Origin of the sequence: Streptomyces sp. NBC_00659 (assembly GCF_036226925.1) — a bacterium.
GTDB lineage: Bacteria > Actinomycetota > Actinomycetes > Streptomycetales > Streptomycetaceae > Streptomyces.
Genome location: NZ_CP109031.1, coordinates 3412145 through 3424449 on the forward strand (window position 1 = coordinate 3412145; position 12305 = coordinate 3424449).

The window sequence follows — 12305 nt, forward strand, 5'->3', positions numbered from 1 at the left end:
AGAAGGGGGCCTGAAGGGGCGTGACGAGGGATGTCCCGGGGCGGTGAGTGAACGGCGGCCGCGGGTTCACGCCGACCCGTTGACTTCCGTTACCGCGGGTACAGATGATCGCCCATGGCGACGAACCCCCTCCCGCAGTTCCCGGACGGCTTCCTCTGGGGCGTGTCCACCTCGGCCCATCAGATCGAGGGCGCCGTGGCCGAACGCGCCCCCTCGGTGTGGGACACCTTCACCGCCGGGCCCGGACACATCAAGGACGGCTCCACGGCGGCGGTGGCCTGCGACCACGTCCACCGCTACCCCGAGGACGTGGCGCTCCTCGCCGGCCTCGGCGTGGACGCGTACCGCTTCTCGGTCTCCTGGCCCCGGGTGAGCTCCCCCGGCGGCCTCGACTTCTACGACCGCCTGACCGACGCGCTGTGCGCGGCCGGCATACGGCCCGTGCCGACCCTCTTCCACTGGGATCTGCCGGCGGAGCTGGACTGGATGGACCGGGACACCGCCGAGCGGTTCGCCGAGTACGCCTCGGTCGTCGCCGGACGCCTCGGCGACCGCGTCAAGAAGTGGATCACCCTCAACGAGCCCGCCGAGCACACCCTGCTGGGGCACGCGCTCGGCGCGCACGCCCCCGGCAAGCGGCTCCTGTTCGACGCCCTGCCGGTGGCCCACCACCAGCTCCTCGCCCACGGTCTGGCCGTACGGGCCCTGCGCGCGGCCGGGGCGGGCGACATCGGGATCGCCAACTCGCACGGCCCGACCTGGGCGGCCTCGGACCGTACCGAGGATGTGGAGGCGGCCGACTTCTACGACCTCCTGCTCAACCGGCTCTTCGCCGACCCCGTCCTACTGGGCCGCTACCCCGACGGCATCGGCGAGTTGATGCCCGGCGACGTCGAGTCGGACCTGAAGATCATCGGCGAGCCGGTCGACTGGTACGGGATCAACTACTACCAGCCGACGAAGGTGGGCGCCCCCGAGGGAGCCGAGATCGAGTTCGGCGGACTCACCCTGCCCGCCGAACTGCCCTTCACCGTCAAGGAGCTGGAGGGGTACCCGGTCACCGACTTCGGCTGGCCGGTGGTGCCCGAGGCGCTCACCGAACTGCTGGTCGGCTTCCGCGAGCGCTACGGCGACCGGCTCCCGCCCGTCGTCATCACCGAGAACGGCTGCAGTTACGACGGCATCGACGACCAGGAGCGGATCGCCTTCCTGGACGGTCATGTCCGGGCGCTGCACCGGGCGTTGGAGCACGGCGTCGACGTACGCGGCTATTTCGTGTGGTCGCTGATGGACAACTTCGAGTGGGCGGAGGGGTACGAGCGCCGCTTCGGTCTCGTGCACGTCGACTACGACACGCTGGAACGGACTCCCAAGGCCTCGTACAACTGGCTGCGGGACGCCCTGCGGGCGCAGAGATGACCGCAGCCGACAGGGTCGCGCCCCTGCCCGCGCTCGCCGAGCCCGTCGAACGGGTCGGCCGGGGCTGGACCTCGGCGCTCTCGCTCGCCAACGGGGCGATCTGGGTGGGCTGGTACGGCCCGCTGCAGATCCTCCTCGCCTCCCAGGCGGAGGACTTCGCTCCCGGCACCGGCATGTCCAAGGAGACGATGCTGGCCTGGGTGACAGGTGCGGGCGCGGTCGTGTCGCTGGTCGCCAACCCGCTCTTCGGCGCGCTGTCCGACCGTACGACCGGACGGTGGGGGCGCCGCACGCCGTGGATCGTGGCCGGAGCGGCCGGGGGCGCGCTGTCCCTGCTGCTCCTCGCGGGCGCGGGCGGCGTCTGGACGATGGCGGCGGGCTGGTGTCTGGTCCAGCTCACCCTGAACGCCGCGTTCGCCGCCGTCACCGCGGCCGTGCCCGACCGGGTGCCGCGGCTCCAGCGCGGCAGCGTGGGCGGCTGGCTGGGGGCGGCGCAGATCCTCGGCGTGGTCGGCGGCACGGGGCTCGCGACGGTCGCCGGGGGCATCGGCGGCGGGTACGCGGCGTGCGCGGTGTTCACCCTGGTGGGCGTCCTGCCGTACGTACTGCGCCACGAGGACCTGCGGCTGCCGGTGTCGGCCCGGCCGCCCTGGTCGGGGCGGGCCTTCCTCGCCTCCTTCCGGCTGAGTCCGCGCGAACACCCCGACCTGGCGTGGGCCTGGCTGACCCGCTTCCTGATCAACCTCAGCAACGCCCTCGTGCTGCTGTACCTGCTCTACTACCTGCGTGACAGGCTGCGCCTCGACGACCCCGAGCAGGGGGTTCTCGTCCTCACCGCCGTGAACGGGATCACGCTCCTCGCCACGGTCGTGGTGGGCGGGGTCTGGTCGGACCGGCTCGGCCGCCGCAAGCCGTTCGTGATCTGGTCCGGCGTCCTGATGGCGGTGGCCACGGCGGCGCTGGCCTCCTGGCAGACCTGGCCCGGCGCGATCGCCGCCGCGGCCGTCCTCGGCATCGGCTTCGGTGTCTTCACCTCCGTCGACTTCGCCCTGATGACCGATGTCCTGCCGAAGGCCCTCGACCGCGGCAAGGACCTCGGCGTCATCAACATCGCCAACGCCCTCCCCCAGGTCGCGGCCCCCGTGCTGGCGGCCCCGATCGTGACGTACCTGGGGGGCTACCGGGTCCTGTACCTGGTCGCGGCCGTGATCGGCCTCGCGGGGGCGGTGCTGGTGGTGCGGATCAAGGGGGTGGACTGAGGGACCGGCCCGGATCCCCGGGACGGCCCCCGGGCCCGGTCACAGGGCCCGGTCACAGGGCCCGGTCACAGGGCCCGGTCACAGCGCTCCGGCGTCCCTGGCCGTCCACAGGGACGGGTACACCGGGCGGAAGCCCAGGTCGTGGCGGATGCGATCGGTGGACACGATGCCGTGCCAGGGGTCCGGGTCCGTGAGCTCGTACAGGGCGGGCGGTACCTCGACGCCGTTGATCAGGTGGAGGTCGACGGTGGTGACGGGGGCGTCGTCGGCGATGTTGTAAATCCGGTTGCCGTCCACCCCCGGGGCGTACAGCAGGCGGCACAGGCCCTGGGCGACATCCGCGTGGTGGACCATCTGGAGCCGTCGGCCGGCGGCCCAGTGCGCGGCCCACGTCATCGACGCGGCGAGATGGGGGTCGCCCTCGCCGTAGACGAAGGCCAGGCGGCCGATCCGGACGTCCATGTCGCCCTCCAGGGCGAGCAGACCGTCCTCCGCCGCCTTCTTGGACTCCGGGTACGCACCCCACATCTCGGCACCGGGGACGGTCGGGTCGTCCTCGGTCAGCGAGCGGCCCCGACCCTTCCCGTACACCAGATTGGTGCTGACCTGCACGAACCTGCGCACTCCGGAGGAGAGCGCGGCGCGGCCCAGCTCCAGCGCGGCATCGCGGTTGACCGACCGGGCCTCCTCGTCGGGCACTCCGCGGAAGGCGGCGGCGATGTTCACGACCGCGTCGACGCCCACGAGGGCCTTGCCGAGCGTCCCGGAGTCGCGCAGGTCCCCGACGGCGATCTCGACCCCGAGGCCGGTGGGGCCGGCGAGGTCTGCCAGAGCCGTCGCCCGGGACTCGTCCCGGACCAGGACCCTCACCCGGTCGCCGGGGGGTGCCTGCTTGAGGAGGCGGGGTACGAAGCGGCGTCCGACCTCGCCGGTGGTTCCGGTCACCAGTGTCAGCATGATCTGCTCCTCTCGTCGGCCTCCACCGTCCCCCCGTACCGGGCGGGGCGGGAGAGACCTCCTGATCCAGGGACCGGCGGTCCCTGGATGGGACCGCCGGCCTGCGTCACGCTGGAGGGGTGAACCGAACCGAGCTCGCCGACTTCCTGCGCCGCGGCCGCGCCCGGCTGGAGCCCTCCGACGTGGGGCTCCCGGCCGGTTCCCGGCGCCGCACCCCCGGCCTGCGCCGCGAGGAGGTGGCGGCGCTCACCGGCATGTCCGTGGACTACTACACCCGGCTCGAACAGGCGCGCGGGCCGCATCCCTCACGTCAGATGCTGGGCGCGCTGGCGCGGGCCCTGCGGCTCACCGGCGACGAGCGGGACCACCTCTTCCACCTGGCCGGGGAGGAACCGCCGCGCGCCACGAGCGCCTCCGCACACGTCCGCCCCGGACTGCTCCTGATCCTCGACCGGCTGCACGACGCGCCCGCGATGGTCATGACCGACTACGGCGACGTGCTGGCGCAGAACGCGATGGCGGTGGCACTGGCGGGCGAGGCGACGGCCGGGAGCAATCTCGTACGGCGGTTCTTCACCGACCCACGGGCCCGTGCCCTCTGCCCTCCCGAGGACCGCCCCGAGCACGCCCGCTCTCATGTCGCCAACCTGCGCGCGGTCACCGCGGCCCGCCCCGACGACCCGGCCCCCGCCGCCCTGGTGGCCGAACTCCGCTCCACGAGCGAGGAGTTCGCGCTCCTCTGGGAGTCCCACGAGGTCGCGGTGCGGCGCGCCGCGACCAAGCGGTTCCTGCATCCCACGGTGGGTCTGCTGGAACTCGACTGCGAGCTCCTGCTCAGCTCCGGCGACCACCAGCAGCTCATCGTCCACACGGCGCGCCCCGGCACCGAGTCGTACGAGCGCCTCCGGCTGCTGCGCGTGGTGGGCCTGCAGAACATGGCTCCGGCCGCCGGGCCGCCGACCGGTCCGAGGTGACGCCGGGCGCCCGCCCCGGGCCCGGGAGCCAACTTCGGCCACTTTTCCCAACCGTTGAAGGAAAGGGTCCCCTTCCCTTGCAATCGTGAGGCACCCGCGACTCAATGGAACCGCACGTTCCGACGGACCGTCAGTTACGCCTCCGCACGGCGTCCCGCACCCCACGAGCGGACGGTCCGCGTACACGTCTCCCCGCACCCTCACCGGGCACAGAGGTGAGGAGCCCGTGTGCCCGGACCAGGGCGGACGGCTCCGTCCCGACCATCCCCACATGGCAATTCCCCCACAAGGGAAGGGATTTCGATGAGAGGCAAGCGACTCGCAACGGTCTCGGCGTTAGCCGTCGGCACCCTGGCCGCGACCGGTCTGGCCTTCGCGCCGGCCGCCGCGGCCGTCACTCCCCAGTCGGCCACCATCAACGCGACCTGCACCATCGGTGGCGGCGGTGCGGCCACCCTCACGGCCACCCAGGACGGCACGGCCGCGACCATCACCCTCAGCTCCACCGCCATCACGGCCCCGATCCCCATCGCCGCGGACTCGGTCACCTCGACCCTCTCCCTGGTGAACGCGAACGGCGGGACCACCGCGTTCAGCGGCAAGAAGAACCCGGCGATGGCCGCCGGCAGCGGAGTGTCGGTGGGCCCCCTCGACGGCACCGTCGCCTCCGGTGACAGCCTGGAGTTCTACGGTGGCTCACTGAAGATGACCATCTACGGCATCACGATCACCTGTACGGCGGACGCTCCGCAGTCCCCGGGCCCGTTCGTCTTCGACTGATCCACCGAGCCCCGGCGTGAAGAGGGCCGGTGCCGCCCGCGCGCAGCGACACCGGCCCGGTCCGACTCGGCCCGGCCAGGTTCGAATCGGCCCGGCCCGGCCAGGTCCGACTCGGGCAGGCCCACCCGGTTCGGCTCTCCGCGGCCGTCTCGCGATTCACCAACTCCGCATCCAGCGAACCCAGTTGCTGACCATGACAGAAACTGATGGGCCATCAGTCACTGCACCGGGACTCCATTGACTTCTCACACGACCAGCACATCAATGTCCCCCTGGCGGCGCAGAAGAGCCGCTGCGCCCGCATCCCTCAGGAGGGGGCAACAGCCATGTCAACCACGGGTCCGACAACCCGAAGACGCCGCCTCGCGGCACTGCTCGGGGCGACCGTACTCGCGCTCACCGCGGGAGGTGCGCTGGCCGCCCCGGCCGGCGCCGCTCCCGTGAACGTGGACTTCGCCACGCACTGCATCCCACCGGCGATCGCGGGTCTCCCCCCGATCGACGGCACCACCACCGCGAAGATCACGGTGGACAACGGGAGTCCCAAGGTCGGCGACACGGTCACCGTGACCTACACGGTGGTCACGCCCGCCGCGAGCAACCCCACCGACCTCGCCCTGCCGGCCGACATCATGACGCCGACCGGCAAGGTCACCGTCGGCGGGGCGCAGACGGGCAGCGTCACGGTCGCGGGGCCGAAGAAGAACGACCCGGTGCCGGGGCGGGGCGCCTTCCCGTCGTTCTCCATGACCGGCACGTTCACGGTCACGGCGCCCGGCGCGATCACCCTCTCGCCCGGTGACTACAACATCCACACCAGCTACATCCTGGAACTGGACACCCCGTGCACGGTCACCAACCCGCCCGCCCCGGTGTCGGAGACGGTCACCGCGACCGGCGGCGGACAGACCAACACCCGGGCCATCCAGCTCGGTTCGGCCTCCGGGAACCCCGGTGACAGCGTGACCGTCACCGGAAGCGACTTCACCCCGGGTGCCAGCGTCACCCTCGCCGGACGGTCCGGGACCACCCAGACCGCCGACACGGCGACCGTGACAGCGAACGCCCAGGGCTCCTTCAGCGGCTCGCTCGTCGTCAACGACAAGACGACGACCGGCGTGGTCGCGTACGAGGGAGGAAGCTGGGACCCGGACACCGGAGCGGGTCCCGCCGCGTATGTCGTCGTCGACAACACACCCGTCCCCGACGGCAGCCAGAAACTCACCACCACGGTGAGGGCGGGAACCCTGTCGATGGCCCAGGCCGGGGACGCCGTCGCACTGTCGGCGGTCGACTACGGCACGGGCGGTGCCTCCACGGGCGCGCTGCGGACGGTGACGGTCAAGGACTTCCGCGGTGGCCCCGCGGGCTGGTCCCTGACCGGCAAGGTCACCGACTTCACCGGCCCCGGCGCGAAGATCGGCGCCGGTGCCCTGAGCTGGACCCCGGCCTGCGTCACCAAGGCCGGCAGCCCGAGCACCTGCCAGGCCGGCTCGTCCGGCACGGTCGGCATCTCGGGAGCGACCCTGGCGTCCACCCCCAACGGGACCCTCACCGGTGGTGAGTTCACCGTCGACGCCGGACTGTCGCTGAACGTACCGGAGTTCACGCCTCCCGGCTCCTACTCCGGTGTGCTCACGCTGACGCTCAGCTGACCGGTCCGCACCTCGACCGGTCGTCCGCACCCCGGTGGCCGGGCGCGCACCCGCCCGTCCACGCAGGGGTTGTCACGACGACAGCCGCCAGTCCGCCGATGCCGTCCGCGGGGGTCCGCACCCATGCGCAAGCCGTACGCCCTCCTCCTGAGCGTGTTCCTGGTCCTGCCCGCCCTCGTGACCCTCATGGCCACGCCCTCGTACGCGGCCGACAACGGGAGCTGGTCGGTCTACCCCGTCTCCTCGCGCATCGCCGCGCGGCCGTACTTCTATCTCTCCGCCGACCCCGGCCAGACCCTCCGGGACAAGGTCACCGTCGCCAACAAGACCGATGGTCCGCTGACGTTCCGGCTGTACGCCGCCGACGCCTACAACACCGCCCGCGACGGCGGTTTCGCCGTGCGCACCCTGGCGGAGAAGCAGCGCGGGGTGGGGGCATGGGCCCGGCCCGCGCGCTCCCGGGTCACCGTGCCCGCGCACGGCGAGGTCACCGTGCCGTTCACCCTGCGGGTTCCGGAGCGGGCCGAACCGGGCGATCATCCGGGCGCGCTGGTGGCGCTCGACGAACGGATCGAGAAGGGCTCCGGCTCCCTCTCGGTCGGGGTGCGCCGCGCCGTCGCGGCCCGGGTCTATCTCCGGGTCGGCGGGCCGACGGTCCCCGCCCTCGCGGTGGAGAAGGTCCGCCTCACCCACCACCAGCCGCTCATCCCCGGCACGGGCCCCGGCACGGCCACCGTCTCGTACACCCTCCACAACACGGGCAACGTCACGCTGAACCCGAAGGTCCGGCTGAGGGCCGAGGGGCTCTTCGGGCGGACCCTGCTGTCCCGCGAGCTCGACGGCATCCCCTCGGAACTGCTCCCCGGACAGCGGGTCCGGCTCACCGCGCCCTGGCACGGGGCTCCCCAACTCGACTGGGGCGACGTGACGTTGACGGCCAGCGCGGCCGGGACCAGGGAGTCGGCGCGGGTGTCGTTCCTCGCGCTGCCGTGGCTCGTGGCCGTGCTGACGGCGGCCGCGGCCGCCGCGGCCGTGGTGACGCTCAGAGTGCGTCGGGCCCGCGTTCGCCCGTCCGTACCCGGACGACCGTCTCCACGGGTACGGACCACACCTTTCCGTCCCCGATCTTCCCGGTCTGCGCGGCCCTGACCACCGCGTCGATGACCGCGTCGGCCTCCGCGTCCTCGACGACGACCTCGATCCGGACCTTCGGGACCAGGTCGACCTGGTACTCGGCGCCGCGGTACACCTCGGTGTGCCCGCGCTGACGCCCGTACCCGCTGGCCTCGGTGACGGTCATCCCGTGCACACCGAGCTCCTGGAGGGAGGACTTGACCTCGTCGAGTCGGTGCGGCTTGACGATCGCGGTGATGAGCTTCATACCTGGGGCTTGACCTTCTGCGTGGCGGGAAGGGACGACACCGGAGCGCCGTGGCCCAGGACCCCGTGATCGTAGGCGCTCTCGGCGTGCACCGTAAGGTCCAGGCCGGTCCGCTCGTGCTCCTCCTCCGCCCGCAGCCCCATGAGCCGGTCGATCACCGTGCCGATGCCGTACGTGGCGGCGAACGCGTACCCCCCGACGGCCGCCACCCCGACGAGCTGCCGGCCGAACTGCCCGAACCCTCCGCCGTACAGCAGCCCCTCGGCCCCGCCGGTCATCCCGTGGACGGCGAAGACGCCGATGAGCAGCGTGCCGATGACCCCGCCGACCAGATGGACACCGACGACGTCCAGCGAGTCGTCGTAGTTCAGCCGGAACTTCCAGCCCACGGCGTACGAGCAGACGGCGCCGGCGGCGAGCCCGACGGCGAGCGCGCCCAGCAGGGACACCACCCCGCACGACGGGGTGATGGCCACCAGACCGGCGACCGCGCCCGAGGCCGCGCCCAGGGTGGTCGGGTGGCCGTCGCGGCGCTGTTCGACGAGGAGCCAGCCGAGCAGGCCCGTGCAGCCGGCGGCGAGGGTGTTGAGGAAGGCCGCGGCGGCCAGACCGTTGGCGCCGAGGGCGGACCCGGCGTTGAAACCGAACCAGCCGAACCACAGGAGACCGGCGCCGAGCATGACCATGGGCAGGTTGTGCGGCCGCATGGCGTCCTTCTTGAATCCGAGCCGCGGTCCGAGCACCAGGCACAGCGCGAGCCCGGAGGCTCCCGAGGTGATCTCGACCGGCATACCGCCCGCGAAGTCGAGGGCGCCGAGTCCCTCGCGGATCCAGCCGCCCGGGCCCCACACCCAGTGCGCGACGGGAACGTATACGAGCAGGGCCCAGACGGGCACGAACACGAGCCAGGCCCCGAACTTCGCCCGGTCGGCGACCGCCCCGCTGATCAGCGCGGCGGTGATGATCGCGAAGGTGAGCTGGAAGGTGGCGAAGAGCAGGGTGGGGACACTCCCCCGGACGCTGTCCGGCCCGAGCCCGGCCATCCCGGCGTGCTCCAGCCCGCCGACGAGCCCTCCGAACGCGTCCGGACCGAACGCGAGGGAGTATCCGGCGGTCAGCCACACCACGGTGACCAGGGCGATCGATACGAAGCTCATCATCAGCATGTTGAGCACGCTCTTCGCGCGGACCATGCCGCCGTAGAACAGGGCGAGGCCGGGGGTCATCAGGAGCACGAGCGCGGTGGCGGCGAGCAGCCAGGCTGTGTCGCCGCTGTCGATCCGGGAAGCGGCCAGAGTCACGGTCTCTCCAACGGAGTGGGGGCACGAGGTGGGGGCGCCGTCAGAGCGTCGTGGGCGCGCGTTTCCGGTTGCGTTCGCCCGCGTTTCCGATGTGTTTCATTGCGCCGTCATTTCCGATTCCTCACCGTGAGGACACATGGCCCACGGCTCCGGAACGCCTCTCGCGCATGAACCGGAATGATCGCTTCACGCGTGCGGGGGCGACCGCTTCACGGCTGTCGAACACCTTGGTACGGCGGGCGCCCGACGATCAGGGACAATGGGCGCCATGAGCGTTCGCAACCAGTCATCCGAGCCGTCCGAGGACGGGGGCACCTCCCGCCCCCTCGATGCGGTGGGCGACCACCGTGCCGGCTTCGCCTGTTTCGTGGGCCGCCCCAACGCGGGCAAGTCCACCCTCACGAACGCTCTGGTCGGCCAGAAGGTGGCGATCACCGCGAACCAGCCGCAGACCACGCGTCACACCGTGCGCGGCATCGTGCACCGGCCCGACGCGCAGCTGATCCTCGTCGACACCCCTGGCCTGCACAAACCGCGCACCCTGCTGGGCGAGCGGCTCAACGACATCGTCCGCACGACCTGGGCGGAGGTCGACGTGATCGGCTTCTGTCTGCCCGCGAACGAGAAGCTCGGCCCGGGTGACCGTTTCATCGCGAAGGAACTGGCGTCGATCAAGAAGACGCCGAAGATCGCGATCGTCACCAAGACCGACCTCGTCGACAGCAAGACGCTCGCCGAGCAGCTCATCGCGATCGACCAGCTCGGCCGGGAGCTCGGCTTCGAGTGGGCCGAGATCGTCCCGGTGTCGGCGGTCGGCGACTCGCAGGTGGGTCTGCTGGCGGACCTGATCGTCCCGCTGCTTCCGGAGGGGCCCGCCCTCTACCCCGAGGGCGACCTGACGGACGAGCCCGAGCAGGTCATGATCGCGGAACTGATCCGCGAGGCCGCCCTGGAGGGCGTCCGCGACGAGCTTCCGCACTCCATCGCCGTCGTGGTCGAGGAGATGCTGCCGCGCGAGGACCGCCCCGCCGACAAGCCGCTCCTGGACATCCACGCCTTCGTCTACATCGAGCGCCCCAGCCAGAAGGGCATCATCATCGGCCCCAAGGGCAAGCGCCTGAAGGACGTCGGCATCAAGTCCCGCAAGCAGATCGAGGCCCTGCTGGGCACGCCGGTCTTCCTCGACCTCCACGTGAAGGTCGCCAAGGACTGGCAGCGCGACCCCCGGCAGCTCCGCAAGCTCGGCTTCTGAGAGGGCTCCGCCCCGGGGGAATCAGCTCCGCCCGGGGGGCAGCTCCGCCCCGGGGGGAGTGAGTCGACTCCGCCCCGGGGAGACCGTTCTCAGCCCGCGGTCACCGTCGTGTGCACGGCACCGTCGAGCCCGGCCAGCAGCACCGGCGTCGCGGGCCCGCCGAGATCCCGTACGGCCGCGCGGTCCGCGTCGGCGACGGCCCCGGCCTCGGACACCACGGCCGCCGACTCCAGGGACTTCGCCCCGGACGCCACGGCCATCGCCACGGCCGTCTGCAGAGCGCTCAGCCGCAAGGACTCCAGCTCCACGGTCCCGGCGACGTAGGTACGTCCCGTCTCGTCGCGAACGGCCGCGCCCTCGGGCACACCGTTGCGGGCCCGCGCGGAACGGGCCAGGGTGACGATCTTGCGGTCCTCGGGGTCGAGCGCGCTGCTGTCGGTCATGACCAGAGCATACGAAGTGCCGGTGCCCTCTCCCTCCGAAGGGTCAGCCGGCCACCGGATACATCGACCCCCGGCGCCCCTCGGGCGAGGCGAGCCACTCCAGCTTCGCGGCCGTGTTCGCCTCCGGCAGCGGCGTGTGCAGCACGATCGTGAGGTCGGGCCGGACCGGCACCTTCATCGCGGTGGACTCGACGGCGAGCAGTCCCACGAGCGGATGGTCGAGTTCCTTGCGGATCTGCCCGGCGTCCTCGATGTCCCGCCGCTCCCACAGCTCCGCGAACTCGGCGCTGGCCTCGGTCAGCCGGGCCAGCACCTCGCGGAGCCCCTCGTCGTCCGGCGCGGCGGCGCACGACGCGCGGAACTGGGCCACGACGGTACGGGCGTTGTGCTCCCAGGTGCGCGAACGGCCCCGGTAGAGCGGGTCGGTGAAGAAGTCGACGATGCAGTTCTGGGTGTTCTCCGGACGCATGCCGAGGACCACGGCGGCCGCGTCGTTGTACATGACGCAGTTGTAGTACGGGTCCATGATGTGCGCCGGAAACGGCATCCACGTGTCGATCAGCCGCCGCAGCCCGTCGCACATGTCCCGGTCCCCGGGGGCGACTTCGGGCGCGGGAGGGTTCAGTCCGGCCAGGGTGTACAGATGGCGCCGCTCGGTGTTGCTGAGCCGCAGCACGCGGGCTACGGCGTCCAGGACCTGCGGCGACACGGATATGTCCCGCCCCTGCTCCAGCCATTGGTACCAGGAGGCACCCACGCCCGCGAGGACGGCGACCTCCTCGCGGCGCAGCCCCGGTGTGCGGCGGCGGGCGCCGCCGTCCGGGAGCCCGGCCTCGGCCGGTGACACCCGTGCCCGGCGGCTCATCAGGAACTCGCGCAGTTCC

At 71.9% G+C, this 12305-nt stretch carries 12 protein-coding genes; 7 read left to right on the forward strand and 5 right to left on the reverse strand.

Annotated features, from left to right (window positions below):
- Positions 1–114: 114 nt before the first annotated feature.
- Both OG410_RS14765 and OG410_RS14770 read left to right on the forward strand, forming a co-directional pair.
- Positions 115–1419 carry a GH1 family beta-glucosidase gene (locus tag OG410_RS14765; protein WP_329299562.1) on the forward strand — a complete coding sequence of 435 codons (1305 nt, stop codon included), beginning with the start codon at positions 115–117 and terminating at the stop codon, positions 1417–1419.
- Positions 1416–2678: an MFS transporter gene (locus OG410_RS14770; RefSeq protein ID WP_329299563.1), complete on the forward strand. Its 1263-nt coding sequence runs from the start codon at positions 1416–1418 to the stop codon at positions 2676–2678. Before OG410_RS14765 ends, OG410_RS14770 begins: the two co-directional genes overlap by 4 nt.
- Positions 2679–2756: 78 nt before the next feature.
- Here the strand turns inward: OG410_RS14770 and OG410_RS14775 are convergent, their stop codons facing one another.
- Complete coding sequence (locus OG410_RS14775; protein ID WP_329299564.1) at positions 2757–3635, reverse strand: NAD-dependent epimerase/dehydratase family protein; 879 nt, start codon at positions 3633–3635, stop codon at positions 2757–2759.
- 119 nt (positions 3636–3754) lie between these two features.
- Here OG410_RS14775 and OG410_RS14780 point away from each other — a divergent pair, with 119 nt between their 5' ends.
- The 4 genes from OG410_RS14780 (at position 3755) to OG410_RS14795 (ending at position 8193) form a co-directional block, all read left to right on the forward strand.
- A complete protein-coding gene (locus OG410_RS14780; RefSeq protein WP_329299565.1) occupies positions 3755–4609 on the forward strand; it encodes a helix-turn-helix transcriptional regulator in 855 nt (284 codons plus the stop codon).
- A gap of 303 nt (positions 4610–4912) precedes the next feature.
- Positions 4913–5389, forward strand: coding sequence for a hypothetical protein (locus OG410_RS14785; RefSeq protein WP_329299566.1), 477 nt, complete (start codon positions 4913–4915; stop codon positions 5387–5389).
- Positions 5390–5715: 326 nt separating this feature from the next.
- Positions 5716–7044: a beta-xylosidase gene (locus OG410_RS14790; RefSeq protein WP_329299567.1), complete on the forward strand. Its 1329-nt coding sequence runs from the start codon at positions 5716–5718 to the stop codon at positions 7042–7044.
- Between the two features lie 123 nt (positions 7045–7167).
- The gene (locus OG410_RS14795) at positions 7168–8193 is read left to right on the forward strand and encodes a WxL protein peptidoglycan domain-containing protein (protein ID WP_329299568.1); all 1026 of its coding nucleotides are present in this window, start codon (positions 7168–7170) and stop codon (positions 8191–8193) included.
- Here the strand turns inward: OG410_RS14795 and OG410_RS14800 are convergent.
- Both OG410_RS14800 and OG410_RS14805 read right to left on the reverse strand, forming a co-directional pair.
- Positions 8087–8425 carry a P-II family nitrogen regulator gene (locus tag OG410_RS14800; RefSeq protein ID WP_329299569.1) on the reverse strand — a complete coding sequence of 113 codons (339 nt, stop codon included), beginning with the start codon at positions 8423–8425 and terminating at the stop codon, positions 8087–8089. The two genes, OG410_RS14795 and OG410_RS14800, sit on opposite strands and share 107 nt — an antisense overlap.
- Positions 8422–9726 (reverse strand): ammonium transporter, encoded by a 1305-nt coding sequence (locus OG410_RS14805; RefSeq protein ID WP_329299570.1) that lies wholly within the window; start codon positions 9724–9726, stop codon positions 8422–8424. The genes OG410_RS14800 and OG410_RS14805 overlap by 4 nt, the downstream gene beginning before the upstream one ends.
- Before the next feature lie 259 nt (positions 9727–9985).
- Between OG410_RS14805 and era the strand changes: the two genes are divergently transcribed.
- A complete protein-coding gene (gene era, locus OG410_RS14810; protein ID WP_329299571.1) occupies positions 9986–10978 on the forward strand; it encodes a GTPase Era in 993 nt (330 codons plus the stop codon).
- Between the two features lie 89 nt (positions 10979–11067).
- Here era and OG410_RS14815 read toward each other — a convergent pair whose 3' ends face one another.
- Entirely contained in the window at positions 11068–11421 is a 354-nt protein-coding gene (locus OG410_RS14815) for a cytidine deaminase (RefSeq protein WP_329299572.1), read from the reverse strand.
- Between the two features lie 43 nt (positions 11422–11464).
- Positions 11465–12286: a helix-turn-helix transcriptional regulator gene (locus tag OG410_RS14820; protein WP_329304130.1), complete on the reverse strand. Its 822-nt coding sequence runs from the start codon at positions 12284–12286 to the stop codon at positions 11465–11467.
- Positions 12287–12305: the final 19 nt, after the last annotated feature.

Coding starts and splice junctions, on each gene's coding strand:
- OG410_RS14820 (WP_329304130.1), bottom strand. CDS start 12,286: ATGAGCCGCCGGGCACGGGTGTCACCGGCCGAGGCCGGGCTCCCGGAC.
- era (WP_329299571.1), top strand. CDS start 9,986: ATGGGCGCCATGAGCGTTCGCAACCAGTCATCCGAGCCGTCCGAGGAC.
- OG410_RS14800 (WP_329299569.1), bottom strand. CDS start 8,425: ATGAAGCTCATCACCGCGATCGTCAAGCCGCACCGACTCGACGAGGTC.
- OG410_RS14765 (WP_329299562.1), top strand. CDS start 115: ATGGCGACGAACCCCCTCCCGCAGTTCCCGGACGGCTTCCTCTGGGGC.
- OG410_RS14795 (WP_329299568.1), top strand. CDS start 7,168: ATGCGCAAGCCGTACGCCCTCCTCCTGAGCGTGTTCCTGGTCCTGCCC.
- OG410_RS14790 (WP_329299567.1), top strand. CDS start 5,716: ATGTCAACCACGGGTCCGACAACCCGAAGACGCCGCCTCGCGGCACTG.
- OG410_RS14785 (WP_329299566.1), top strand. CDS start 4,913: ATGAGAGGCAAGCGACTCGCAACGGTCTCGGCGTTAGCCGTCGGCACC.
- OG410_RS14775 (WP_329299564.1), bottom strand. CDS start 3,635: ATGCTGACACTGGTGACCGGAACCACCGGCGAGGTCGGACGCCGCTTC.
- OG410_RS14815 (WP_329299572.1), bottom strand. CDS start 11,421: ATGACCGACAGCAGCGCGCTCGACCCCGAGGACCGCAAGATCGTCACC.
- OG410_RS14770 (WP_329299563.1), top strand. CDS start 1,416: ATGACCGCAGCCGACAGGGTCGCGCCCCTGCCCGCGCTCGCCGAGCCC.